The sequence below is a fragment of the Rhodococcus sp. IEGM 1307 genome (assembly GCF_030056915.1).
In the GTDB taxonomy this organism is placed as follows: Bacteria; Actinomycetota; Actinomycetes; order Mycobacteriales; family Mycobacteriaceae; genus Rhodococcus_F; species Rhodococcus_F opacus_D.
Genome location: NZ_JASHKW010000023.1, coordinates 101,785 through 127,057 on the forward strand (window position 1 = coordinate 101,785; position 25,273 = coordinate 127,057).

25 protein-coding genes and 2 pseudogenes are annotated in these 25,273 nt (G+C 64.4%); 14 read left to right on the forward strand and 13 right to left on the reverse strand.

What is annotated here, in order from left to right:
- Positions 1–1,442: 1,442 nt before the first annotated feature.
- The 4 genes from QM841_RS34375 to QM841_RS34390 all read left to right on the forward strand — a co-directional run bounded on the left by QM841_RS34375 (position 1,443) and on the right by QM841_RS34390 (position 5,995).
- Positions 1,443–2,786: an MFS transporter gene (locus QM841_RS34375; protein ID WP_283335364.1), complete on the forward strand. Its 1,344-nt coding sequence runs from the start codon at positions 1,443–1,445 to the stop codon at positions 2,784–2,786.
- 45 nt (positions 2,787–2,831) lie between these two features.
- The gene (locus QM841_RS34380; RefSeq protein WP_283335366.1) at positions 2,832–3,890 is read left to right on the forward strand and encodes an amidohydrolase family protein; all 1,059 of its coding nucleotides are present in this window, start codon (positions 2,832–2,834) and stop codon (positions 3,888–3,890) included.
- Positions 3,891–4,179: 289 nt separating this feature from the next.
- A complete protein-coding gene (locus QM841_RS34385; RefSeq protein ID WP_283335368.1) occupies positions 4,180–4,902 on the forward strand; it encodes a FadR/GntR family transcriptional regulator in 723 nt (240 codons plus the stop codon).
- A 175-nt stretch (positions 4,903–5,077) separates the two neighbouring features.
- Positions 5,078–5,995 carry an NAD-dependent epimerase/dehydratase family protein gene (locus tag QM841_RS34390; protein WP_283335370.1) on the forward strand — a complete coding sequence of 306 codons (918 nt, stop codon included), beginning with the start codon at positions 5,078–5,080 and terminating at the stop codon, positions 5,993–5,995.
- 96 nt (positions 5,996–6,091) lie between these two features.
- Here the strand turns inward: QM841_RS34390 and QM841_RS34395 are convergent, their stop codons facing one another.
- On the reverse strand, positions 6,092–6,235 hold the full coding sequence (locus tag QM841_RS34395; protein WP_283335371.1) for a hypothetical protein: 144 nt from the start codon (positions 6,233–6,235) through the stop codon (positions 6,092–6,094).
- A gap of 101 nt (positions 6,236–6,336) precedes the next feature.
- On the opposite strand from QM841_RS34395, the gene QM841_RS34400 reads away from it, so the two are divergent.
- Both QM841_RS34400 and QM841_RS34405 read left to right on the forward strand, forming a co-directional pair.
- A complete protein-coding gene (locus QM841_RS34400; RefSeq protein WP_283335373.1) occupies positions 6,337–7,707 on the forward strand; it encodes an MFS transporter in 1,371 nt (456 codons plus the stop codon).
- A gap of 55 nt (positions 7,708–7,762) precedes the next feature.
- On the forward strand, positions 7,763–8,779 hold the full coding sequence (locus tag QM841_RS34405) for a zinc-binding dehydrogenase (protein ID WP_061041874.1): 1,017 nt from the start codon (positions 7,763–7,765) through the stop codon (positions 8,777–8,779).
- Positions 8,780–8,996: 217 nt separating this feature from the next.
- On the opposite strand, the gene QM841_RS34410 is transcribed toward QM841_RS34405, so the two are convergent.
- From QM841_RS34410 to QM841_RS34440, 7 genes are all read right to left on the reverse strand, one after another.
- Positions 8,997–9,524 (reverse strand): TetR/AcrR family transcriptional regulator, encoded by a 528-nt coding sequence (locus QM841_RS34410; protein WP_283335374.1) that lies wholly within the window; start codon positions 9,522–9,524, stop codon positions 8,997–8,999.
- Positions 9,521–11,509 (reverse strand): MFS transporter, encoded by a 1,989-nt coding sequence (locus QM841_RS34415; protein WP_283335375.1) that lies wholly within the window; start codon positions 11,507–11,509, stop codon positions 9,521–9,523. The genes QM841_RS34410 and QM841_RS34415 overlap by 4 nt, the downstream gene beginning before the upstream one ends.
- 152 nt (positions 11,510–11,661) lie before the next feature.
- Positions 11,662–12,123: a cyclophilin-like fold protein gene (locus QM841_RS34420; protein ID WP_283335376.1), complete on the reverse strand. Its 462-nt coding sequence runs from the start codon at positions 12,121–12,123 to the stop codon at positions 11,662–11,664.
- A gap of 186 nt (positions 12,124–12,309) precedes the next feature.
- Entirely contained in the window at positions 12,310–12,696 is a 387-nt protein-coding gene (locus tag QM841_RS34425) for a DUF2255 family protein (RefSeq protein ID WP_283335377.1), read from the reverse strand.
- Positions 12,668–13,672: a quinone oxidoreductase family protein gene (locus tag QM841_RS34430; protein WP_283335378.1), complete on the reverse strand. Its 1,005-nt coding sequence runs from the start codon at positions 13,670–13,672 to the stop codon at positions 12,668–12,670. Before QM841_RS34430 ends, QM841_RS34425 begins: the two co-directional genes overlap by 29 nt.
- A gap of 84 nt (positions 13,673–13,756) precedes the next feature.
- The gene (locus tag QM841_RS34435) at positions 13,757–14,779 is read right to left on the reverse strand and encodes a zinc-dependent alcohol dehydrogenase family protein (protein WP_283335379.1); all 1,023 of its coding nucleotides are present in this window, start codon (positions 14,777–14,779) and stop codon (positions 13,757–13,759) included.
- 5 nt (positions 14,780–14,784) lie between these two features.
- Positions 14,785–15,123 carry a carboxymuconolactone decarboxylase family protein gene (locus QM841_RS34440; protein WP_061697793.1) on the reverse strand — a complete coding sequence of 113 codons (339 nt, stop codon included), beginning with the start codon at positions 15,121–15,123 and terminating at the stop codon, positions 14,785–14,787.
- A 351-nt stretch (positions 15,124–15,474) separates the two neighbouring features.
- Here QM841_RS34440 and QM841_RS34445 point away from each other — a divergent pair, with 351 nt between their 5' ends.
- The 6 genes and pseudogenes from QM841_RS34445 to QM841_RS34465 form a co-directional block, all read left to right on the forward strand.
- Positions 15,475–16,383, forward strand: coding sequence for a helix-turn-helix transcriptional regulator (locus tag QM841_RS34445; protein ID WP_283335380.1), 909 nt, complete (start codon positions 15,475–15,477; stop codon positions 16,381–16,383).
- Positions 16,380–16,637: a cupin domain-containing protein gene (locus tag QM841_RS34450; protein WP_283335381.1), complete on the forward strand. Its 258-nt coding sequence runs from the start codon at positions 16,380–16,382 to the stop codon at positions 16,635–16,637. Before QM841_RS34445 ends, QM841_RS34450 begins: the two co-directional genes overlap by 4 nt.
- A gap of 2 nt (positions 16,638–16,639) precedes the next feature.
- Positions 16,640–17,626 (forward strand): aldo/keto reductase, encoded by a 987-nt coding sequence (locus QM841_RS34455; RefSeq protein ID WP_283335382.1) that lies wholly within the window; start codon positions 16,640–16,642, stop codon positions 17,624–17,626.
- 207 nt (positions 17,627–17,833) lie between these two features.
- A pseudogene (locus QM841_RS43230) lies at positions 17,834–18,088 on the forward strand (aldo/keto reductase); the annotation flags it as partial.
- 116 nt (positions 18,089–18,204) lie between these two features.
- A complete protein-coding gene (locus tag QM841_RS43235; RefSeq protein WP_349307443.1) occupies positions 18,205–18,822 on the forward strand; it encodes an aldo/keto reductase in 618 nt (205 codons plus the stop codon).
- A pseudogene (locus QM841_RS34465) lies at positions 18,719–19,318 on the forward strand (helix-turn-helix transcriptional regulator); the annotation flags it as partial. The gene QM841_RS43235 and the pseudogene QM841_RS34465, both read left to right, overlap by 104 nt.
- A 60-nt stretch (positions 19,319–19,378) precedes the next feature.
- On the opposite strand, the gene QM841_RS34470 reads toward QM841_RS34465, so the two are convergent.
- Positions 19,379–19,585, reverse strand: coding sequence for a hypothetical protein (locus QM841_RS34470; protein WP_283335383.1), 207 nt, complete (start codon positions 19,583–19,585; stop codon positions 19,379–19,381).
- Positions 19,582–19,836 (reverse strand): hypothetical protein, encoded by a 255-nt coding sequence (locus QM841_RS34475; protein WP_283335384.1) that lies wholly within the window; start codon positions 19,834–19,836, stop codon positions 19,582–19,584. The genes QM841_RS34470 and QM841_RS34475 overlap by 4 nt, the downstream gene beginning before the upstream one ends.
- A 308-nt stretch (positions 19,837–20,144) precedes the next feature.
- On the opposite strand from QM841_RS34475, the gene QM841_RS34480 reads away from it, so the two are divergent.
- Together QM841_RS34480 and QM841_RS34485 are read left to right on the forward strand one after the other, a co-directional pair.
- Positions 20,145–20,333: a ChaB family protein gene (locus QM841_RS34480; protein WP_009473096.1), complete on the forward strand. Its 189-nt coding sequence runs from the start codon at positions 20,145–20,147 to the stop codon at positions 20,331–20,333.
- A 165-nt stretch (positions 20,334–20,498) separates the two neighbouring features.
- Entirely contained in the window at positions 20,499–20,927 is a 429-nt protein-coding gene (locus QM841_RS34485; protein WP_280780293.1) for a nitroreductase family deazaflavin-dependent oxidoreductase, read from the forward strand.
- A 37-nt stretch (positions 20,928–20,964) separates the two neighbouring features.
- Here the strand turns inward: QM841_RS34485 and QM841_RS34490 are convergent, their stop codons facing one another.
- From QM841_RS34490 to QM841_RS34500, 3 genes are all read right to left on the reverse strand, one after another.
- The gene (locus tag QM841_RS34490) at positions 20,965–21,747 is read right to left on the reverse strand and encodes a TetR/AcrR family transcriptional regulator (RefSeq protein ID WP_283335385.1); all 783 of its coding nucleotides are present in this window, start codon (positions 21,745–21,747) and stop codon (positions 20,965–20,967) included.
- Between the two features lie 38 nt (positions 21,748–21,785).
- Positions 21,786–23,369 carry an FAD-dependent monooxygenase gene (locus QM841_RS34495; RefSeq protein ID WP_283335386.1) on the reverse strand — a complete coding sequence of 528 codons (1,584 nt, stop codon included), beginning with the start codon at positions 23,367–23,369 and terminating at the stop codon, positions 21,786–21,788.
- Between the two features lie 164 nt (positions 23,370–23,533).
- Positions 23,534–25,231 (reverse strand): (2,3-dihydroxybenzoyl)adenylate synthase, encoded by a 1,698-nt coding sequence (locus QM841_RS34500; RefSeq protein ID WP_280780296.1) that lies wholly within the window; start codon positions 25,229–25,231, stop codon positions 23,534–23,536.
- Positions 25,232–25,273 lie beyond the last annotated feature (42 nt).

Genomic DNA, 25,273 nt, shown 5'->3' on the forward strand with positions numbered 1-25,273 from the left:
ACCTCGGGCAGCTCGTCGCCACGCCGGTTCTCGCCGACTTGGCGTCTTCGGCCTCGTCGAGACCTCGCGGCGAGGACCTTCTCCTCTCCGGCATGCGGGCGTAGCTCATCGCCTTGCGTTTGGAGGCGTTCGTCCGCAACTTCGTCCCCTCCGACGACTCAGCCTGATCATGCCCGCGGCCTGACACAGCGCCAACGCCTGTACGAACAGGTGCTCGAGCGTGGACAGGCGCCGCTTGCGGACCCGGGTGATCGCCCGATAGTCTGCCGCCCCGCTCCGAGCACCGGAACAGCCACGTCATCGGTGCATTTGCGTTCGATCGACCCGGACGAGCACACTCCGGTGGTACAGCCGTTGAGCAGGATGAGCACCATCAGTCGCGGATCGTAGTGGGGCGGCACGGCCCTCGGTGTACGCGGAGCGGATCCGGGACAGGTCCAGGTGCTCGTCGACGAGTTCTGCGATAGGCCAAAGGCTCGGCGGGCAGCCAGTCGTCGAGCGACGGCGGCAGCAACAAACCCTGATCCGGGTCAAACGCTCGGAACGTCTTGTCCACCGGCGGCTTCGGCTCATCGAGATCATCAGGCACGCCTCATCATCGCGCGCCTGGCCCATCACCCGAACACCTTCGCTGGGCGTGTTGGCGACCGCGCTTAGGTGTTCGCTGTCGCGGACGGCCAGGTACTGCATGCCACGGTTCGGGTGCAAGGTGCCGGCGCCGAACATCCTGGTCCGTCGGGAAAACTTCGAGCACGAAGGCCGCATAAACGTGCACGTGCTGTCGGACACCACAACCTTGTTCGGCCGTATCGGCGCGGAGGCCCGTTCGGGCCGTTCTCGCGGCTCGATGGTTATGAGTCTCAGGCGTTGCCAAGCGACAAGCCGTGCTGGGAGTAACAGGTGAGACATTGCCAGATGTTTGACAGTCAGATAATAGTCTGGTCTACTAATTCATCTAGTGAGCGCAATCACAGCCCCTCATGCCAGTAAGCGCAGCGCACGAGCGATACATGGGGGATCTCGGCATCGGGCACCGGAAGACCCGACGGGCCACGCGAGATGAGTAGGAGAAGCCACTGTGACACCGAGGGAAGTTGTACTCGTAGTCGCTTCTGGATTCACCGGGTCGCGCCTGGTCGAACGGTTGGGGGCAGCAAGTAGTTATTCTGTTCTCAGGTCCACCGACACGGAGCTCGGCTGTACGTCAGCGGGGACGAACGTGTTCGTCTACCGGCTTTTGGCATGTCTGCTCGCAACCCGCATGTGCGATGTCCGGCGAAGCCGTAGATCCGCGTATCGCAGTGCTTCAGAGCAAATGCGCACCACTGCAATAGCTCTCAATCAGAATGGCGTCGGTACTCTCGTGCCCTCGCGGCGAAATATCGGCAGGTCGAGTTTGTGCCTCGCGCTTACTTCTCCATCCCAAACCTGAAGGCAGAATCATGAGCACTATGCAACCAGATGCGATATCCGGCCAATCGTCCCCACCTCGTAAGACGAGTTTTGCCAGGCTCGGCACGGCCCTCTTCCTGGGTACCGCGCTCGAGTGGTACGACTACTTCGTCTACGGCGTCGCAGCCGCTCTGGTGCTGAACAAGCTCTTCTTCCCTACGTACAACCCCACCGTCGGCACCTTGTTTGCCTTCGGTACCTTCGCGTCGGCGTGGCTCATGCGGCCCTTGGGTGCGTTCATTTTCGGCCACCTCGGCGACCGTCTTGGCCGGCGGTCGGTACTGTTCATGACCCTGATCGGCATGGGTGTGGCCACGATCGCGACCGGCCTGCTGCCCACATACGATCAGATAGGTTTCTGGGCCCCGCTGCTGCTTGTCCTGTTCCGGATGATTCAAGGTTTGTCGGCCGGTGGTGAGTTCTCCGGCGTCGCCACCATGTCGATTGAGCATGCGCCGCCACACCTGCGCGGGCGCTACACCAGCGTCGCTCAGATGGGTATTCCGGCGGCCCTCGTGGGGGCCAACCTTGTCAGCCTGGCCGCCTACTTCATGCCCGAGGACGCGCTGGAGAGCTACGGCTGGCGTATTCCGTTCCTGGTCAGTGCATTGATCTTCCCGATCGCGCTGTTCATTCGGCTAAAGCTGGAAGAATCGCCGGTGTTCGAGGAGAAGAAGGCAGAGAACGCTCTCGTCAGCAACCCGGCGAGGGAAGTCATTCGCAACCACTGGCGGACGATGCTGGCGCTCGGATTCGCAAACGGTGGACTCGGTGCGGCTTTCTACGCGTACAGCACCTATGCGGTGAACTACGGGTCGGCCGAGGCCGGCTTGGCGAAGACGACCGTGCTGATGGCAGTTATCGTTGCGGGATTGGTTCACCTGGCCTGTGTGGGGATTGTCGGCTGGAATTCCGACCGTATCGGCCCGAAGCGAGTGTTCCTCTGTGCCCTGACACTGCTGGCGGTCGCTCCGATTCCGGTCTTCTGGATCATTCACACAGGCAACCCCATCGCCATCATCGCGGCAATGATCATCGGCCTGGGAATCGGCCATGGAGTGGCGTATTCGGTTACCGCGCTGCTCTTCACCACCGTCTTCCCGCCGGAGCTTCGCTACACAGGTTCTGCCATCACCTACCAGGTATCCGCGGCGCTTTTGTCGGGGCCGGTGCCGATCGTCATGGCGGCCCTCGTCGGGGCAGGCGGCGGCACGCCCTGGTACGCAGCAATCTTCCTCATGGGAATCTGCACGGCCGGTCTGATCGGCGCGATCCTTCTCGACCCTGCGGCACGGAAGTCGCGTGCTGTCGCGGCGGCGCGCGGCGAGGTCTGATCGAATGGCTGAGTCCGCCTTGATAACCGGATGGCTGGGGTAGGCATGGCACTGGACGCGCGCTTCTACAAGCTCTCCGAGCACGGACGGCCGACTGAGTTCGGCACGATCTTCGAACCGTCTGACGAGTGGCTGGCGAAGCAGTCGGCAGAGGCGGTGTTCGAACCGGACCTGCCGATCGTCGATTCCCATCACCATCTCTGGGAGCACCCGTACGTCTACGATCGTTCCGGCTTCGAGGCGGACATCCAGTCCGGTCACCACGTCGAGGCCACGGTTTATGTGGAATGCGGAGCCGGCTACCGCGATTCTGGACCGGTCGAACTGCGGCCGGTCGGGGAGACCGAGTACGTAGCCGCGGCGGCCGGTTCGTCGAGCGTCGGAGTCGACGTGGTGGCCGGCATCGTGGGATTCGCCGACCTCACACTGGGTGCCGCAGTCGAGCCGGTTCTGACAGAGCACATGGCGGCTGGTCGCGGGAGATTTCGAGGTGTCCGGTTCAGCACCGGATGGGATGCGAGCCCAGAGATCGCGAACACGCAGTCCGGGAAACGACCCGGGATGCTCCGAGAAGCAAAGATCCTTGACGGGGCTCGTGTCCTGGCCCGAAACTCGCTCACCCTCGATGCCTGGTTGTTTCATACCCAATTGGACGACGTCGCGGCACTGGCGGATGCTGTTCCGGATTTGAAAGTCGTGATAAACCATAGCGGTGGCCCTCTGGGGTACGGCCGCTATGCGTCGGACCAATCAGGCCAGTTCGACCTATGGCGGGACGGCATTCGGCAGGTCGCGAAGCGGCCGAACGTCTGGTGCAAAATCGGGGGGCTCGTGGCCCGCGGAGCCATGTACGACTACCTCACCGCGCCGGAACCTCCCGGCTCCGACGAGCTGGCTCGTCTCTGGTCGCCCTGGCTCGAGGTGTGCGTCGAGGAGTTCGGCGCGAAGCGTTGCATGTTCGAGAGCAACTTCCCGGTCGACAAGATGGGCACGTCGTATCGCGTGCTCTGGAATGCCTACAAGCGGTTCGCGAGTTCGGCATCACGGGAGGAGCGGGAGCTGATGTTCGGAGGATCGGCCCGCCAGTTCTACAGCCTGCTCTGATCCCGGCACGGGCCGCACTAGAGCCCCGCCTCTCCGCCGACGAAGTGAATCGGGCAGCAGTTGAAGTTGTGTGAGAGTAGTAGCTGGGAACGTTTACAGGTAGCATAGTATTCTACAGACAGAATACTGTCAGATTATTCAGAGTCTGATTAGCAACGGCTGACGAACCATCGGCAGATCGAACAGGCTAATGATCTGCAGGCGATGACTATTTGCAGCATGGACGCTGTAGGACAGGTGAAGTGTCAGCTGACCTGACATGACGCGTACGAAGCAGGCTGGAGACCCGATGACATCGACCACCGAAAGCAACACGTTCAAGGCGCTGCAGGTGACCCGCCCGCGGGACCAGGTGGAGGGCCAGCTGCGCGAGGCGATCCTGGACGGGCGCTTCACACAGGGTGAGAAGCTTCCGCCCGAGACCGAGCTGGCTCAGCAGTTCGGTGTCAGCCGCCCCACGGTTCGAGAAGCACTCGGAGCGCTGGTGAGCGCGGGGCTGATCCGCAAGATTCCGGGCGTTGCTGGTGGCAGCTTCGTGAATACGGTGACGCCGGACTCTCTCAGCCGGATGCTCAGCGAGTCGATGGATACCATCGTTCGCATCGGCGCGCTGAACATCGACGAGATCACCGAGGTCCGCCGCGTTCTCGAGATCCCCGCTACGGAGTGGGCGGCCCGCAACCGAAGCGAAGCCGACATCGCCACGATGAAGGACGTCATCGAGCAGCAGAAGAACATCGCCATCGATGATCCAGAGATCCCGGACCTCGACCTGCGTTTCCACACTGCGATCGGCTACGCATCAGGCAATCGCCTGTTGGCCGCGTTCATCGCTTCCGTGCACGACGCAACGCACCCGGCCCAGTTCCTTGACGTCACACCAGATGTCGCACAGAAGACGGTGCGACAGCACATCGCGATCGAGGCGGCGATCGAGGCAGGCGACGCCGAGAAGGCCGGAGCTGCCATGCGTGAGCACCTCGACTTCGTGCTCCGCTATTCGCTTACATAATTACCCTTTATTTGTCAGACAATACTGGTATTGTTACCCGAGGAAAATCACATCCTTTACTAACAGGCTCCGCGTATTGCCGGTCCGCCGCCGTACGCGCGTCCTGCGCTTGGAGGCACCCATGGACAGCACCCGACCGACTTCACCGCCAGTTGAACGGCCCCGGCGTGTTCTCGTGACCGGAGCGGCAGGGTTCGTCGGCTCTCACGTGGTAGAGCTCCTGGCTACCGATCCTCGCGCAGAAGTTGTCGCCACCGACGCGGGCGGCGAATCCCGACTGAACGAGCTTGGCGAACTCGATGGGGTGTCGGCACATTTGGCAGACCTGCGAGATCTCTCAGCGATCGCCTCCCTCGTCGCCGACGCCGACGTCGTCGTCCATCTGGCCGCGGTCCGCACCCAGGCGTCGGCCGAGCGGCCGCGCGATGCCCACGACGTCAACGTCGGGGTGACGTATGACCTGCTCGCCGCCGCGCGCGATGCCGACACCAAGCGGGTCGTCCTGGGTTCCTCGCACACCGTCTACGGATCCTTCCAGGACCCGCATCGCGAGCCGTTCGCCGAAGATCACGCCTGGTCCTGTTCCGGAATCAACATGTACGCGGCAACGAAGTTGGCCGGCGAGGCCTACCTCGAAGCGTTCGCATCCGCTGGCGGGCCCGACTACGTAGCTCTCCGGTTGGGGACCATTTACGGCCCGCGCAGCAGCCCGGGCTCGAACGCGACCCTCATGACCGACCTCATCACGGCCATCCGCGCGGGCACCACACCGACGATCCCGTGGGCATCGACGGCACAACACGGCCTGATCCATGTCGACGATGTCGCCGAAGCGATCCGGTGTGCGGTGTTCTCCGACGCGACGCGCATGCCGATCAACGTGTCGGGGCTGCCGCGCACGTCGAAGGAGATCTACGGAACTTTGGCCGACATGCTCGGGGCCGACCCCAACAGCATCGTCTTCGACGAGAACAGGACCAGGTATCAGCTGGTCAGCCAGGCACGCCTGAAACAGGTTCTGGACTTCACGCCGGCGGTGGCACTCGAGGACGGACTGCGCAGCGTCATCGACTGGTTCGACGCACAAAGCTAGAGTTTTGGGCGTTGCCCGTTTATCGCCGAGATATCCTCCAAGGCAACGCGATCTAAGATTTGCCTCGCGCCAATAAGGCTTGCCAACCGGACGTCACTAGTGCCAGCGACCGGGCACCTGTTCTGAATTTGCCGACACACCACCCTGTGGCAGCGTGTCGAGCAGGACGCCTTGCCCGTGGACATGGTCGAGCTTCAGGAACGTCCAGACCACTCGCAACGCTGTGTCGTAGTCGGCCATACGGTCAGATCTCGTACGCAAGTCGGTCTTGGCGCCTGCTTGTACGGCGCGCTCGGAGGAGTCCACTGGTGCAGGCCAAATGAAGGAGAAAAGCGCCCGTCATGCGATCCAAAATTGCCAGTCCGCGCACCAGGCCTGTCTCGATGCGTCGCCTGGCCATCGCTAGCTGTGTCGGGACCACGATCGAGCTCGCCGACTTCGGGCTGTTTGCACTTGCCGCCGTATTGGTGTTCCCTCATATCTTCTTTCCGGCGTTGGGGGATGCGGCTGGATTAACGGCCTCACTGGCCACTTTCGGTGTCGCGTTCGTGGCCCGCCCTTTCGGGAGTATCTTGTTCGGCCATTTCGGCGACCGCATGGGACGTAAAGGCACGCTAGTCACAACCCTGACCCTTATGGGTGTCTCCACCGTGTTGGTCGGTTTCATACCGCCTGCCTCCCAGATTGGTGTGGTTGCACCCATAATCCTTGTGACGCTGCGGTTTATTCAGGGACTTGCCGTCGGCGGGGAGTGGGCGGGTGCCGTCCTCACGACCGCCGAGTATGCGCCTGCGGGCCGACGCGGATTTTGGTCCATGTTCGCATCACTCGGCGGGGGGTTCGGTGCGATCCTCAGCAGCGCGCTGGTGGTCGGCGGAAGCCTCGGCATGAGCGACGAAGATTACCTGAGCTGGGGATGGCGAGTCCCCTTCATCGCCAGCATCATCCTGGTCGGGGTCGGGCTCTGGGCCCGGCTGAATATCGACGAGACGCCAGTCTTCAAGGCCGAAGTCGAGCGCCGCGGAGCACCGAAAGCCCCCTTCGTGCAGGCGTTCGAGGCTCAGCCACGCGAGATCATCTTGGCCTCCGGCACCATGCTGATGATCTACTCGTCCTATTACTTCGGCGTCACGTTCCTGACAAACTACGGTGGGACGCACCTAGGCATCGCTCGAACGCCGACGCTTCTCATGGCGTTGGCCGCGACTGTGTTTTACACCATCGGCATCTTCCTGGGTGGTCTCACCGCCGACCGATACGGGCGCCGCCTGACCATGGCCGCCGCCGCGACGGCAGCCGTGATCTTTCCGCTGATAATGTTCCCCGTGCTCAACTCGGGCGGATTCGCCGGCCTCGCCGTCGCCATGTGCATCACGATGTTCATCACCGGCACGGCGACAGGTCCGCTGGGCGCGTTCCTCTCTGAACTGTTCCGCACCCAATACCGCTACAGCGCCGCCGGTTTCAGCTACAACTTCGCCGGCATCGCTGGCGGCGCCATCCCGCCGCTGTTCGCCGCCTCCATCACCCAAGCTTTCGGCGCCTACATGTACGGGGTACTGGTGTCCCTGCTCAGCCTTCTGAGCCTAGCGTGCGTGCTATTGCTCAAAGACAACGCTGGACGCGACCTCACGTCGGAGGTCGGCGACGCCCGATCACGGCGATCCGACGTTCGCACCGAATCGTCTGAGCGAACCCGGACCACGACTTAGGTAGGCACATATCGAGCTCCGAGACTGAGATCGTCAAGCCACGAAAGGAAACACGATGCAAGGACTGGTATTCACCGGTCACAAGGAAGTCGAGCTACGAGAGTTCACCAAACCGACACCCGGCCCCGGCGAGGTCGTCATCGCGGTGAAGGCCTCAGGGCTCTGCGGAAGTGACCTACATCAGTATCGCGCCAGTGATCCATCCGGATGCATAGTCGGTCATGAGCCGTGCGGAACAATCGACTCCACCGGTCCGGGCGTCGACCCGCGTGTCGCTGCTGTCGGAGACCGGGTAACAATCCACCACTATGCGGGATGCACCGTATGTGACCAGTGCCGGGCCGGTTGGTTCCAACTCTGCCGACGCACCACCATCCGCTACGGCGCGGATGCCAACGGCTCACACGCACAATACATGCTCGCTCCGGCAGTGACGGTCGTCAAGATTGACGACACCCTGTCCTACGAAGCGGGTGCGGCCATTGGATGCGGGACGGGGACCGCCTGGGGAGCAATACAGCGGCTGGGAAACATAGGCGGTAAATCACTGATCGTGTTCGGACAGGGGCCCGTCGGGTTGTCGGCGACGATGCTCGCCACAGCGATGGGAGCACACGTAATAGCCATCGACGTCGAAGCGACACGATTGGAACGAGCGATCGCGTTCGGAGCGTCCGCCACCGTTGATGCGACCACAACGGACCCGCATGACGCGATCATGGAACTGACTAACGGGCGCGGAGCATCCCATGTGCTTGAAACGTCGGGCGCCGCTCGAGCAGGAGCGAGTGCGCTCGCGTCGCTCGAGCCATGGGGAAGAGTGTGTTTCCTCGGTCTGGGCGGCGCGCCGGTCGAGCTCAATGTCCGCTCGTTGATGCGAACCCAGGCAACAATCATGACGTCCTGGACGCTGTCGATCGTTGAGCTGGCCAGGTGCCTGGAGTTCATTACCGAGCGAGATCTGCCAGTTTCAGACCTCTTCAGTCACCGCTGGCGTCTCGACCAGGCAGAGGAAGCTTACGCCGAATTCGACAAACAGAATGCTGGCAAAGGTGTTTTCCTTTTCGGTTGAGGCCCGGAGCGAGCGCCGGGAACGTCTGGTGATTTCTCGCCTGTGGGCCTGACGTTCCCCCGGTACCGTTGCGGAAGCCGCGGTTCGGTTGACGTTTGCCGCACCGCGGACCCCAATTGAGTACCAGGTGTGCGCGGATTCTGGCTGAGCACGCTCCGGCACCCCGTCGACCCCGCCGTAGCCGCGCTCGGCGTAGGGGAGTAGTCGGCCCGTGCAGTCAACTGTCGAGCAGTTGCTGCACGAGCGCGCCGTATCGGCGCACCACTTCGTCGCTGCGCTGTGAGCAGGCGTCGGCACCAAAGATTCTCAGCATGGTAGCGAAACCGACGAGGGCGCTCACTGCGAGTTCGGCGCGCAGTCGTGCGTCGACGTCCCCGCCGAGCCGCTCGGTGAGCGGGTCGACGTAACCGCTGGTGAAATGTTGTATCACCGACTGGTGGTCCGGCGCGGTGAGTCGGAGCATGATTGCCCGTGTCATGGGTTCGACCGTGTCGGCATAGAATCGGTCGAATATATCGAGCACAAGCGCCTGGCCGAGGTCGGAACTGGGACAGGCAGGAAGTGGTAGCGGTTCCACCGTAGCCACTTCGAGAAACAATTCCTGTTTATTACCAACGCATTTCATCACCATGGCGGGGGACAACTCCGCGAGTGCCGCGATGTCGCGAATGGTGACCTGGCTGTAACCGCGTTCGGAAAAAAGCGCGGCGGCCGCCGCGAGAGCGGCGTCTCTCGCCCGGCTCATTGCACCACCGCCTCGTCGACACGCGCGGTCGTTGCGGCCAGCTCAGTTGGTTCGTTCAGTTCGAGATCGAGGACAAGCGATCCTCCCCAGACGGTGACCGCACGCGCCACGGTCGAAATGTGGGTGAATGCAGTAAGTATGTACCTCCCGTTCGGGGGAAGAGGCATCTCGTAGGAACCGACCGGCCCCGTTTTCGCGGTAGCGACGGCCTCGCCGCTCTGCCGGGTCAGCACGACGACAGCGCCTGCGAGGGGGCCGCGCGGATCGGTCACCGTGCCGGTGATGGTCAATCGCTCGTTCAGGATGATTGTGCCCATGTTGGCTTCTGCGACGAGGTCTGCGAGTCGGGAGTCGGGAGTCCAGCCCTCTGCGGCGGTAACTACGAGGTAGCGCCCGGATCCGGGAATGGCGACCGAGAAGTCGCCCGCTGAGTCCACCTGGCTCCAGTCGACCTGATCTCCGGATTGGGTGAGAACAGTGACGACGGCGCGACGGATGGGTCGTTCGGATTTGCTGAGCACGCGGCCGCGTGCCACTGCGGCGCGAATGCGACCCGGTTGTTCGGGTGACTCTTCTTGAGCTTCACGCAAACCGAGTATGGACAGCGCGATCAGCCCTGCCGTAAGCGAGGCCGCGGCGGCAAGCCAGAACACCAGCAGGAGGGCTCCGAAGCTCGGGAAGACGTCATCTGCGACACGTTGAACGCTCATCGTGGTGACCGCCGCCATCACGGCGCTGGCGGTCGACGTACCGATGTACCGGAGCAGGGTGTTCAGGCCGTTCGCCGATGCGGATTCCGTCACCGGCACAGCGCGCATGATCAGCGTGGGCAACGCGGCGTAGGTCATGGATGTCCCTGCTCCTACCAGCACCGCACCTGTCACGATCTGCCAGACGCTATCGCTCAGGTAGACCCGGGCGACGTAGGAACCGGCCATGATCATTGCCCCGGCAAGCAGAGTCATCTGGGGACCGTATCTGCGGATCAGTACCGCCGATACCGGAGCCGTCACTCCGAAGATCAACCCGATCGGGGCCATCCAGAGTCCGGTGCTCAGAACGTCGAAGCCGAGGCCGTAGCCGGAGCTCACCGGCAGCTGTAGGAGCTGTGGGGTTACCAGCATGTTCGCGAACATTGCAAAACCCAGCAACAACGAGGCGAGGTTGACAAGGAAAACAGGCGGTCGCGCCGCGACACGGACATTGACCAGCGGGTTGCGTACTCGGAGCTCCATGGGTACCCAAACGATGAGCAACAGCACCCCGGCGGCCGCCAGAGCGATAGTGAGACGCGAGGTCCATCCCCAGTGCGCTCCCTTGGACACCGCAAGCATCACGGCCGTCAGAGCAACCGTCCCAACTATCGCCCCGCGGTAGTCGAAGGATCCGCCGGTCTGTACCGGAGACTCGTCGATCACTCGCCAGACTGCCGCGAGAACGACCATTCCAACGACGCCGGTGACCCAGAAGATGGCATGCCAGTCCAGATGCGCCGCGATCAACCCGGACAGGGGCAGGCCGGCACCCGAACCGATGGCCAGGCTCGCGCTCATCAACGCCACGCCGAGCGGCACACGCTCTCGCGGCAGCTCATCACGCATGATTGCGATACCCACCGGTACCAGCGACAGTCCGACGCCTTGCATGGCCCTGGCCGTAATCACGAGCGCGAGATCGGTGCTCAGCGCACCGAGTGCCGAGCCGAGCACCATTGCCGCGAGCGAGACCATCATCATCCGCTTCTTCCCGAACATGTCGGCGAGGCGGGTGACGGTCGGTATCGAGATGGCACCGAACAAAAGGGTCGCGGTGACAAGCCACGAAACGTTGTCGGCGGTGGTGCCGAGCAACTCCGGAAGGTCGGGAAGCAGCGGAAGGACGAGGGTCTGCTGAAGGGAGACCACGGTGCCGGTCAGGGCAAGCGTCGCAACCACTATCCAGCTACGTGACGACTCGGACGCGGAGATGTCGAAGGGCGGACTCACGGAACTCCTCGTAGCAATGGTGAACAAGTGTTTACTCATCGAGTAAACCACTGTTCACCAGCTGACGTCGAAACGAGGACGGGTGTGTCCGCCGTGCCCTCCCAGTCGATTCGTCTGTTGTGGTTGATTTGAGAGGCATTTGGCCGCCTGTGCTAGCCCGACGCGTCGCGCTGGGCTTGCCTGACGTGTGACCGAGGGGAGGGGTCGCCTGGTCGTTCACGGGAGGGCTTCCACGGTGACGTCGCGTCCTTCGAGGTATTGGAGGTCGTCGAGGCTGGCTGCGTAGCTGCCGAGTACGAGGGAGTCGTCGGCGTGGGTGCTGGGTTCGGGTACCAGAATCCGACGTTGCCCCAGGGGATGTAGTACAGGAAGTCGCCCTGGTTCAGGATTGAGCCTTCGGTTTCCTCGTGGTCGAGTTCGCGGGGCAGGTAGCTGATCTTCTCGTTGCCAGCGAAGTCCTCGAACTCGAGAGTCAGCGGGAGCATCGACAGGAAGTCCTGGGCAGCCGGATTGTCTGCCATGGTGACGTGGATCGACGTGTCACCGGCGGTGAAGCGGACGGTCGTGCCTACTGCGTCACGCGAGGCCGTCGTGTCGAGTATGCGGGGTGGCAATGGCGAAGTCGGTGCAGTCGATGGTGAAGGAGCCCCTGTGTCATCGTCGGTCGTGTTGGTGCTGCAGGCGGCAAGCAGCAGTGGCAAGGTCGCGGCGAATGTGAATACGAATGCTAAGACGAGGGGCTTTGATCGCACGGAAGAGTTCCTTTCACACGGGTCGATGGTGGACGCGATTTGTCCTGCTCAGGCTTGTGGAGCGGGGCGCGGGGTGACTTCGACGGTGGCGGCCTGGGGGCCGGAAGCGACCATGGGTGGCAGGTAACTGCTGGCTGCGTACTTGGTTCGGTACGCGGCGTCGATCCGATCCTTCAGTCCTGGGTCGGCAGAGTGGAATGCGACGTCGTAGGTTGCGCCAGCGGTGGTGATCTGCCCGGCCCGCTGGGCGATGGCGGCCTGGTACCAGCGGGAGCGGGTGCCGTTCCAGGCTCGGACGAACAGGCGCCCGTCGACCACGACGGACCAGATCCAGGTCGGGGTGCCGGGCGTGATGCCATCTGCGCGGAAGGGTGCGATGTGCAGGTCGTCGGCGTCGACGATCCACTCAATGTCTGGGGACGGCCAAGGGTTCATGTGTCGTCCTTTCGTCGGAGGGTTCGTGGACGGGGAATTCGAGGATTATGCGATCGCGCACCCCGCCGGCGTCCAGAAGCCGGTGCGCTTCCGGTGCTTCGGCGGCGGGCAACACCGTCCCGACCCTCATGGTCAGGACGCCCTCATTGACTAGGTCGCGCAGGTGAGTGATTGCGGGATGGTCGGTCGCGCGTTGCCGCACGTTCAGACCGTGCACCCGGATCCCGCGTCCTGGATCCCCGTGGTAGGGGCGGAAGGTGGCCAGTTGCCCGCCGTCGCGGATCGCACCGACAATGTCATCGCCGAGTAGGGCGGCATCGGCGACCGCATCCACCCCGCCCGGGACACGCGCGACGACCTCGCGCGCGGCGTCCGGTCCGCGGTGAACGATCTGGTCGGCGCCGAACGAGCGGACCAGGTCGTCGTCCCCAGAGCCTGCGATGGTGATGACCCGGAGGCCTGCGTGGTGGGCGAGCTGGGCGAGGTATCCGCCGACCGAGCCGGCCGCGCCGGTGACCAGTAGCGTCGCCCCTGCAGGAAGGTGGAGGGCCTCGAGCGCGTTGAGCGCAGTCATCGAGTTGTTGATGAAGCTCGCCGCCTCCGGTGCGGACGCCCCCTCTGGGATGCGGGTGACCGACGCGGCGGGCAGGACGACGTAGTCGCTGTAACCGCCGTGTGCGCCGAGATTGTCCACGAATCCGACGACCTTCTGCCCGGCCTCGACCGCCAGAGCCGGGTCGATGTCGTCGCCGACCTCGTCGACGACGCCGGCGACCTCCATGCCTGGCACGAACGGCGGGTTCAGCCCAGCGTTCATCTCGGCCAATAGTCCGGTGCGGAGCATCGCGTCGACCGGCGCGACAGCGGCGGCGTGGACCTGGATGCGCACCTGCCCGGGGCCGGGATGCGGGTCCGGGAGATCGACGGGATGGAGGACGTCGGGTCCTCCGTAGGTCTCGAGTGCGATGGCTTTCATTGTGATTCGCTTTCGTCAGAGCAGAGAGCGTCGCTTCCCGCCCGTGCCGAGGACGGGAAGCGACAATTCGGCCGTGGAAGAGACTCAGGGTTGGAGGAGGACCTTGATGGCGCGGCGCTCGTCCATGGCCTTGTACCCTTCGGCGACCTCGCTCAGCGGGAGGGTGAGATCGAAGACCTTGCCCGGGTCGATCTCGCGTCGCCAGATCCGGTCGATCAGGTCTGGCAGGAACCGGCGCACCGGGGCGGGACCGCCGTGCAGGTGGATCTCGGCGTAGAACAGTTCTTCGCCGGGCAGGTTCACGCCGTGTGAGACGCCGACGAAACCGAGATGCCCACCGGGACGGGTCGACCGGATGGCCTGCATCATCGCTTCCTGTGTCCCGACCGCTTCGATCACGGAGTGCGCGCCGAGTCCGCCGGTGAGTGCCTTGATTTTCGCGACACCGTCGTCGCCGCGTTCGGTGACGATGTCGGTGGCTCCGAACTCCAGGGCCAGCCGTTGGCGGGGCTCGTGGCGGGACATGGCGATGATCCGGTCGGCGCCGAGTTGTTTGGCGGCGAGAACGGCGAGCAAGCCCACCGCGCCGTCACCGACAACAGCCACAGTCTTACCGGGGCCGGCCTCGGCGGCGATGGCGCCGTACCAGCCGGTGCCGAGCACGTCGGAGGCGGCCAGCAACGACGGGACCAGGTCCGGATCGGGGATGCCGGGGGTGGCGACGAGGGTTCCGTCGGCGAGGGGGACCCGCAGCAGGTGTGCCTGCGCACCACCGGCGCCGGCGAACTCGACGTGCTCGCAGCGGGATTGGTAACCGGCCTGACAGATCTCGCAGGTGTTGTCGGAGGCGAAGAACGATCCGACGACGAAGTCACCGACCTTGACGTTGTTGACGTCGTTGCCGATCTGTTCGACGACGCCGACGTATTCGTGGCCCATCGGGGTGGGTTGGTCGACGGGGTTGATGCCGCGGTAGTCCCAGAGGTCCGACCCGCACACGCAGGATGCGGCCAGGCGGATGATCGCGTCGGTCGGGGCGAGGATCTGCGGGTCCTCGCGCTGTTCATAGCGGACGTCGCCGGGGGCGTGGATGACGGCTCCGTACATGCGGTTCAGTTCTCCTCGGTGGTGAAGGCGTTCTTGGCGACGGTCATCGCGGACATGGCCTTGGGCCAGCCGGTGTAGAACGCCAGGTGGGTGATGGTCTCGATGAGTTCCTGTTCGGTCACGCCGTTGTCGCGGGCGAACGGGAGGTGGAAGTTGAGCTGGTCGATGTTGCCCATCGCGAGCAGGGCCGACACGGTGGCCAGGCTGCGGTCGCGCTTGGACAGATCGGGCCGTTCCCACACCTCGTCGAACAGGATCTTGTCGGTGTAGTGGACGAGTCCGGGGGCGAAGTCACCGAACGCGTTCTGTCCACCGGTCCAGCCAGTACCTGTGTTCTCAGCCATGCTTGTTTCCTCTCGTCCGGCATCTGGGGATGCCTCGTCGGTTGTTCAGTTCGTTTCCTGCTGCGACTCCTCGCATGCACCGCCTTCGAATTCATGCCGTTGTGCTGCGTCGCGATCGGTGAGCAATGCGCCGAGGCCGCGCTCGGCGGGGACGCGACAGACGCCATCGACCACAAAAGATGCTCGACGCCATGAAGGGTCGGGCGAAGTGTTCTTTCGGTGCCATCGTTACCGTCGCGGAATCTCGGCAAGTTCTATGACACCTTCAGAACGGGCCCGGAGGGAGTCTCTGATGAGGGGTGTACCAGCAGGGCATCCCCTGCGTGGCTGCATCGGCATAACGTTTGGGGCGTGGACAACAGGAGTGAAGCACGAGAGTTCCTCATGTCCCGGCGCGCGAACCTCACCCCCGAGCAGGCAGGTCTGACCGTCTCCGGGCAGCGGCGTGTGGCGGGACTGAGACGCAGTGAAGTGGCGATGCTTGCCGATGTGAGCATCGAGTACTACGCCAAGATCGAGCGCGGGAACCTTGCCGGGGTCTCCGATGCCGTCCTCGAAGCGGTCGCGCGAGCGCTGCAACTGGACGACGCCGAACGTGAGCACCTCTTCGACTTGGCCCGCGTCGCGGGCGGCGCCGCCCAACCTGTGCGCAGGCGCAATCCGAAAAGGTGGGTAGCCCGGGAGAGCCTCACGCGGGCACTGGATGTGATCACTCACGGGCCCGCGTTCGTACGCAATGGCCGAATGGACATCCTTGCCACCAACGCGCTGGGTCGCGCGTTCTACGATCGCGTCTTCGACGGGCCGGGGCAGGGCAATCTCGCGCGGTTCTGCTTCCTCGACGAGCGCGCCAAGGAGTTCTACCCAGACTGGGAAGCCGCCGCCGACATCACCGTGTCGATCCTCCGGACCGAGGCTGGCCGCGACCCCCGCGACAAGCAACTGCACGATCTCATCGGTGAGCTCTCCACACGCAGTGACGCGTTCCGCACCCGGTGGGGCGCGCACAACGTACGCCGCCACGGCTCGGGGACCAAAAACTTCCAACACCACGTTGTCGGCGAGTTGACCTTGTCCTACGAGGGCATGGAGCTGACCGCCGAACCCGGACTCTCGTTCCTCATCTACACCGCCGAGCCCGGTTCAGCGAGCCAGGAACGGCTCAGTCTCCTGGCGAGCTGGGCCGCCACCGCACATCAACAGGAAGACACCGACCCGCAGAAGACTCAGGCCGCTGCGCCGAAAGAGACGAATCTATGAAACAGCTTCCCCAGAACCCGACAGGTAAGAACCCTCCGGAGCAGTTCACCGGCGACGTGTGGGTCGACCCGATCGCTGCCCCGCAGGAGCCGGGCCAGCGGATGGTGGTCGCCTGTGTCCGGTTCGCGCCCAGTGCCCGCACCGCCTGGCACTCCCACGAGAACGGCGACGACCCGGCCACGACGACGACCTGGCTCGAACACGTTGACGACGCCGACTACACCCGCGCACACAACATGACAGTGGAGGCCTGACCATGCACACCAGAACTCTCGGCCAGGGTCTTGAAGTCTCCGCGATCGGACTCGGCGCGATGGGCATGTCCCAGAGCTACGGACCCAACCCCGGCAACCGGGACGACATGATCGCTGTCCTGCGCTCCGCGGCCGAGCACGGCGTCACGTTCTTCGACACCGCGGAGGTATACGGACCGTACGTCAACGAGGAGCTCGTCGGCGAAGCCCTCGAACCCATCCGCGACCAGGTCGTGATCGCCACCAAGTTCGGCTGGGACATCCAGAACAATCAAAGCGTGGGCCTGAACAGCAGGCCCGAGCAGATCCGCCGCGTCGCCGATGAATCCCTCACCCGATTGCGCACCGATGCGATCGACCTGTTCTACCAGCACCGCGTCGATCCGGACGTGCCGATCGAGGATGTCGCCGGCGCCGTGGGCGAACTGATCGCCGAGGGCAAGGTGCGCCACTTCGGCCTCTCCGAGGCCTCCGCCGCCACCATCCGCCGCGCACATGCCGTCCAGCCCGTCACCGCACTCCAGAGCGAATACTCGCTGTGGACACGCGACCCGGAGGCCGAGGTGCTCCCGACCCTGGCGGAGCTGGGCATCGGCTTCGTTCCGTTCAGCCCGCTCGGCAAGGGATTCCTCACCGGCACGGTCGACACCCGCACGACCTTCGCCGAGGGGGACGTGCGCGCGAGCATTCCGCGTTTCAGTGAAAAGAACCGGGCAGCGAATCAGGCTCTCGTCGATCACGTCGCACAGCTTGCAACGGCAAAGGACGCCACCGCGGGCCAGATCGCTCTGGCCTGGCTCCTGGCGCAGCAGCCCTGGATCGTGCCGATTCCCGGAACGCGCCGGACCACGCGCATCCAGGAGAACGCGGGCGCCACCGGAGTACCGCTGTCGGCCGACGAAATCGCCGATCTCGACACCCTCGCCCGCCGGGTCGGCGTGCACGGCGACCGATACAACGAGTTTCACCTCGGCCTCGTCGGCCGCTGACCCAGGCATCCCGATCGCCTGACTATCCGAGGATGCCGATCTGCGTCCCCGACCTATCTGCAGTCACGTGGCGGTGACAGCCACCGCGAAGGAGCAACCGACATGGAGTATGGACCACTGGGATCGACCGGATTAACGATCAGCCGGATCGTGCTCGGCTGTATGAGCTACGGCGATCCCACGATTCCGGGCGGACACCCATGATCGTTGAACGAGGACGCCGCCGAACCGCTCCTGCGGCAGGCGCTGGATTTTGGGGATCACGTTCTGGGACCCGCGAACGTTTACGGGCATGGCACCTCGGAGGAGATCGTCGGGCGCGCAATGCGGAAGCTCGCCTCGCGGGAGCAGATCGTGCTTGCCTCGAAGCTGTTCTTCCCGATGCATGACGGCCCCGGCGGGCGAGGACTGTCCCGCAAGGCCATCATGGAGCAGATCGACGGAACCCTCACCCGCCTCGGCACCGATTACGTCGACCTGTGCCAGCTCCACCGGTTCGACCCCGACGCTCCGGTCGAGGAGAGGCCCTGCACGACGTCGTCAGAGCCGGGAATGCCCGCTACCTCGGCGCGTCCTCGATGTGGGCGTGGCAGTTCTCCAAGATGCAGTACACCGCCCGCCTGCACGGCTGGACCGAGTTCGTGTCCATGCAGAACCAGTACAGCCTGCTCCAGCGGGAGGAGGAGCGTGAGATGTTCGGGCTGCTTGCCGATCAGGGCGTCGGAACGATCCCGTGGAGCCCGCTGGCCAAAGGCCGGCTGACCCGCCCGTTCGGGCAGGCGGGCACGACCCGATCCGCAGACGATGCCGCCGCCGAGCGCTTCTTCGCCGGTCACGGCGACCGCGACAAGCCCATCATCGACGCCGTCGAGAAGGTCGCCCACGAACGGGGCGTGCCCATGGCCCAAGTCGCCCTCGCCTGGGTCATGCGCAACCCGCAGGTGACCGCGCCAATCGTGGGCGCGACCAAGCCCCATCACCTCGTCGACGCAGCCGCAGCGGTAGACCTGACCTTGACCGACGACGAGATCGAGCAGCTCGAAGCCGGCTACACACCGGCATCGCCACCACGCAGCTCACCGGCGAGTCCCGGCACTTCCTCGGTTGCAGGGCGAATTGCGGCCACTGTTGCGGCATCGGGAGGTCGAAGTCGACTATGTCGACCCGCCGGCCGACGGCCGTCCGCTTCCTGGTGAGGTGGCGCATGCGGCACGCGCGATGGTCCGCGCCATCGTGCTGCCCCGGCTACGGATCGCGTGGGACTGCGACGGTGACAACGTTCTGATCGAGGTTCGCGACCGGGGGCTCGGCGCCATCGACCGCAACGCGCTGACTCGGCAACTGTCCGGACGCCTGCACACGTTGCGCGGCCGGATCGACATCGAATCCATCGCCGGGTGGGGGAGTCGCGTGACGCTGACCATCCCGTTGGATCCGCGCGCCGCCCGCCCCGACGAGGACCTGCTGTCCACCCTGAACCCCCGCGAGCTCGAAGTCCTCGCGCACCTCGCGGTCGGCAAACGCAATCGCGCCATCGCCGAGGAACTCGGGATCAGCCAGCGCACGATCAAGTTTCACGTCGCGAGCGTGCTCAAGAAACTCGAGGGCGCCAACCGTGGAGAGGCCGGAGCAATCGGAATACGAGCCGGTATTGCATCCGGCAAAGCGCATTCCTCGCCCGGTACCGGCTAGAGAGCCGAACCTCGATCCCGGTAGGGGCTTCTGCCACGGACCGGGCCGGCGGACGGTTTGTCACATGCTGTCGAAGATGCGTTGTTCGGGAACTCCTGCGTTCTGCGCTGCGGTGACGGCGTCGAGGAGGTCGTCGGTGAGCTGTTCGAAGGTGGCCGATCGGACCTGTTCGGGCGGTCGGTCGCTCGGGTGGGTGGTCAGGAAGCTGTGCAGCATGACGCAGGTGTCGCGTACGTGCTCGAGAGCCCGGCGTTGGTCGTCGTTCATCGACGGTCCGGCGGCCGGCCGGCGTTCGGCGTCTGGGTTTCGTGCGGCGCCCTGGACGGGCAGGCATGGTCGACCGCTCTCAGCAGGTCGTGCGTGAGTCGTTGGTAGGTGGTGAGCCAACGGTGGTCGACGGGTTCGTCGCGCAGGTACGCCGTCAGGACGGCGGTGTTCTCGCCGGTATCCAACCATCGGCGTAGGTCGGTGGTGCGATCCTGGACGTGCTGTAACAATGTGTGTGGCGAAACAGGCATCGAGTCTCCTCTGGTGCGGACTTCCCTTCGGCGAGAATGAAATTGGCGTCGCTGTGTGTTTTCCGAGGTCATTGTTACCCATACCGGTGATCGGTGCCAGGTGTTTCCCCGGTCTACACCGTTGGCAGGCCACCGTGGAGACCCGCTTCGATGCCTGTGATTCTCGGTGTCGGGTGCGCTGCGCAGACCCTGCCTGCGGGCGCCCCGCGGCCGACATCGGAAAACCGGGTCAACCCGGTTCCGCCGCGGTGGTCCCGGGCGGACAATCGAGGGGTACGTCACGGCCACGACCGAGAAGGAGTGGAGCGGTGAACCGAACCGAGCTCCCACAGACACTGCGGCGATCGTCGAAGGAGGTACAGGCGGCCTTCGCGGCTGCCCACGAGATGGCCGTCCGGCGGTACGGCGAGGGCGAGGAGGCCCAACGAGCGGCGTACGGGGAGCTCAAACAGAGTTACGAGCTCGCAACCGACCACTGGGTGCCCAAACAGGACTGATTTTCCACAAGGGCCTGATGGCGACGACGCCTGCATTTGCGTGGCGTCGGATTGGCGGTGCCGGAATGGTCGCCATCGCGGTCAGCGGAAAGAGTGCGACACGAGACGACGTCATTCGACCGGAAATGCCCCCCGTTCCGGTGCCGGCCTAGGACAATTCCCAGGATGAGCACCCCCGACGACTGGAACGCGAATATCATTGCCGAATTCCGGGCAAACCAGGGCCGAGTGGGTGGCCCGTTCGAGGGCGCCCCGGTGGTGCTGGTTCACCACCGGGGCCGAAAGACTGGGCGCGATCGGGTGAGCCCGATGATGTATCTACCCGATGAGCAAGGTCCGGACACGATTTACGTTTTCGCTTCCAAGGCCGGTGCCCCGACCAATCCCGACTGGTACTACAACCTCGTCAGTGCAGGGGAGGCAGAGGTCGAACGCGGCACCGAGCAGTACCCGGTGACTGTCGTCGAGGTGACCGGTGACGAACGGGATCGGATCTACACCGAGCAGGCGCGCCGGTATCCCGGCTTTGCCGAATATGCGGAGAAGACGGCGGGCATCCGGACGATCCCCGTGCTGGCGCTGCGACGCGCGTGACCTCCGTCAGGACCGGGGCCGTTGCCGTCGAGCGCGGTCAGTCGGGGCGTGGTTCGTCGAGCAGCCGTTCGAGGTAGTTCAGGTCCTGGCGAATCATCGCGATCGCTCGCGCGGGACCTTCCGGGCTCGCCGACTGCGGGTCCTGGTGGACCAACGAGCGTACCGCCATGTCCGCGAGTTGAGTGGCGATGACTCGGTCGTCGTCTGCGTTTCCCGGCTGATGCCACCAGGCGATCCAGTTCAGCATGCCGATGACGGCCAGAGCTGCGGTTCGCGGGTCGACCGGTCGCATCTCACCGGTGCGGATACCGTCTTCGACGACGTGGATGAATTCCTTGAGCACGTGTCGACGGCTCTGCTCGTAGTTGCGTGAGATGTCTTCGGGTAATTCGGCTTCCGAACGGATGATCAACCGGAATCGATCCGGAGCCTGCGCCTGATGCAGTGCGATGGCGGTGGCCATCTCGCGGAGCTTTTCTGTCGGACCCAGATCGGTGCGCTCGTTGATGGTGTGTAGCAGCGCGGCCGGTGTCTCGGTGCTCTCGCTGACCAGGCGGGAGAGGAGCTCGTCCTTGTTGGCCACGTAGTGATAGAGGGCCGGCCGTGTCAGGCCGGTTGCGTCGGCGATGTCCTGCAGCGTGGTGCTCGCGAATCCTCGTTCGGCAAACAGTCGAGTGGCTTGCTCGATGATCTGCTTTTCCACCAGCTCACGGCGAGGGTTGCTGCGGATGCCCGCGGGTTCGGTCGCAGCCTGATCGGTGGAACGGGATTTGCCCCGGCCTCGGGGTCGGCGCTCGTTCGGGGCCTCCTCGCTTGTCATGTCCGAAGGATAACGGGCGCCGGTCGCTGGTCGGGTACTCATGTCGAGACCCGCAACCCGGAAAGCGCCGGATCAGCGTCCGACATCGCGGGATCACTGAAGAACGCGAGGTGCATCCGTACGCTGGCCAAACCTGCTGCGACATCTGCGCGGCAGGAACCGGGGGCCTCGACGACGACGACTGCGTCTGTGCGGTGACCGAGGCGTTCGGCGAAGTCGAGCCTGCCGAGCAGCGATGAGCGGGTGGTTGGGCCGGTGAGCCAGAGAGTTCGCGCGGTTGGTGCGGTCTCGATGAGTGCGGTGGCCTCCGGACCCCAGGCGGACTCGAAGTCGATATCGAGCACTGTGGTGGTGGCGGCGTCGCGCAGGTCCGCCGGTGCGATCCGGTGCTCGAATCGGCGGTCGCCGTGGGCGAGTGGTTGCCCGATCGTCCAGTCCGTGATGTCGGTGTCGGGGATCGCGTCGGGAGGCACGTCCGCGTAGTTCGCCAGGCCCTTCCGCACGAGCGTGGGGGCGGTGTCGTGGAATCGGCTGAGACTGACCTTTCCGGCGCGGGTCATGTAGGCGATCAGCAGCTGTTCGACGGGTAGGTTCATCCGCTGCGGGAAGGACTCCCACCAGAGTTCGCTGCGGTGCGCGATGTGCTGGAGGTATTCGACGGCGGGGCGGCGGGTTCGTTCGTAGTGCGCGAGCGCGTCCTCGATGTTCGGGGAGGCGGTGAGTGCCTGGTCGAGGGCGATGGCGTCCTCCATGGCCAGCTTGGTGCCCGAGCCGATGGAGTAGTGCGCGGTGTGGGCGGCGTCGCCGAGGAGTACGACGTTGCCGCTGTGCCAATGCCCACACGAGATGGTCCGGAAGCGCATCCAGCGGGTGCGGTTACCGATCAGCCGGTGGTGCTGCAGAGTGTCGGCGAACGCTGCCTGCAGGTAGTGCAGTGAGGTTTCGTCACTGTCGAGTGGTGCTGTCTGCTCGGTGGATACGTCGAATCCTGCTCGCCGCCAAGTGTCCTCGTCGGTTTCGATGAGGAAGGTGCTGCGGTCCGGCGCGTAGGGGTAGGCGTGCGCGACGAACGTGCCGTGTTCGGTGGTGACCGGTGTGAATATGGCGCTCGGGAGAGCGAAATCGGTTCCGCACCAGAGGTACAGCCCGGTGCCGGTGTCGATGTGTGGATCGAAGCGGTCTGCGAGCTCTGTGCGCGTTCCGCTGTTGATGCCGTCGGCCGCGATGATCAGGTCCGCGTCGAGGTCGCCGATGTCCCGGCGTTCGCCGAAGTGCAGGCGGACACCGGCCTGTCGGGCTTGCTGTTGCAGCACTTCGAGCAGGGAGGTACGCGCGATCGCGAGGAGGTCGCCGCTCTGCAGCCGGGCGATGTGCTCGCCGACCTGCATCGACATGTCGTGCGGGTGTGCAGCGGCAACGATGGCCTCCAGCGATGCCGAATCGGCCTCGCGAAGATTGCGCTGTGTGCGGGAGGCGAGGCCGACGCCGAATCCGAATGTCTTGTCCGGGGCGCTCTGTTCGTACACGGTCACCTCGGCGTCCGGATGGCTGAGCTTGAGCAGTCTTGCGGCATAGAGACCGCCGGGTCCACCTCCGAGAACTGCGACTCGCGCGAGATTCATGGCAAAACTCCAGTCTGTGTGACGTTTAAGTCAAGTATTCGACGTTTATGTCGAACAGTCAATGTGACGTGTGCGGTCGATGTCATCTGGAAGGTGGTCGTCTTCGGGGGAATGCCCGTGTGGACATGCCCCGAAGGTGTTGATCCAGAACGGAACACGTGGTTCTAGACGACCGCGCCGCGTGCATCGGCTTCGGCGAGCACTTTCGCGGCTATCTCGGCACGCAACCGCTTCTTGTCGATCTTGTTCACATTGGTGTGCGGCAAGGATGTCACCCATTCGAGCCGTTCGGGCCACTTGAACTTGGCGACGCCGAGCCGGGCCAGATGCTCTTGAACGGCCTTCATCGACAACGGCTCTTCGTCGGTGGCCACCAGATATGCGCAGGTTTTCTCCCCGAGTCGGGGATCGGGCATGGCGACTACCGCCGCATTGGCGACGCGAGGATGCTCGAGCAGCAGTAATTCGAGTTCCTCCGCGTTGATCTTCTCCCCGCCCCTGTTGATGAGGTCCTTGATTCGGCCCTCGATCGACAGGTACCGCTCGCCGTCGATGACGGTGATCGCGGCGAGGTCACCGGTGCGGTAGAAGCCGTCGGAGGTGAAGGCATCCCGGTTGTGCTCCGGGGCATCGAAGTAGCCGGGGATCGTGTATGGGCCGCGGCAGCACAGTTCTCCGACGCCGCCGTCGGGGAGATCTATCTCGGTACCCGGCTCGAGGATACGAATTTCGTCGTCGGACGCGATCGGGGTTCCCACGGTCGTCAGGCGAGCGTGGGTGGGGGAGTCGATCGGGGTCACCGTCAGCAGCCCTTCGGACATGCCGAACAGCTGGCCGGCCCAATGCCCCGCACCGTCGTCGACTCGTTCGAACAGTTCGGGTGGAACCTTGGCACCCGACAGTACGACCCGTCCGAGAGACGCGCGGGCCTTGTCGAAGTCCGGGGTCAGAACTGCCTGGTAGTGGCCGTGCCCGATGAGGACTTCGGTCGCCTCCGACCGTGCCATCAACTCGAACGCCGCGGGAGCGTCAGCGGTGGCCAGTACCAGGCAGGCGCCGACGGAGTGCGCCGCGTGCAGCCCACATGAGATTCCGGCGTTGTGAATGATCGGTATCAGGTGTGCCACGCGACTGTGTTCGTCCCAGCCGAGTCGTTGTGCGTAGAGCAGGGCGTTGTTCCAGTATTCGGCATGGATGCGCGGAATCACCTTGGGCACACCGGTGGTACCGCCGGACAGCTGGAACGCGACGACGTCGAGTGGGTCGATCTGCGCTTCTATCTGTTCGACCACGGCACGGGCTGCGGCGGGATCGGTCTCGCGACCGATGTCTTCCAGTCGGGTCACGCCTGGCTGATCGTTGCCCGCCTCGTCGCCGACGCTGATGATGTGCCGGATGCTGGGATGCCCGGCGGCGTGTTCGCGTGCGAACTCGACGAGATCGAATCCCGCGGTGCGGGCCTCGACGATATGCCCCACGGCGCCGACCTTGCGGCTGACGTGCCCGATCTCGTGCATGCGGTGCGCGGCCAAAGTCGCGACGGGAACCAGGCCGGCCTTGAGGCAGCCGTACCAGGCAAGGACGGTCTCCAGGCGATTGGTCAGCTGGAAGATGACCGGATCGAGTCGGTCGAGCCCGAGCCGGATCAGTCCGGCCGCGATCTGGTCGGTCCGACGGTCCAGTTCGGCGAAGCTCATCGAACCCTCCGCACTGATCACCGCCGTTCGATCCGGGAACCGGGTGGCGATCCGGTGCAGTCGCCGCCCGGTGGGATCGGCGCTCCACATCCCGCTTTCGCGGTAGTGCCCGGCCCGGTCGGCGGGGAACGTGACGAGGCGTCCGCCCCAATCCGAGAAGGTCACCGCAGTCCTCCTGCATCCAGTGTCATCACGGGGTTCGCCGAC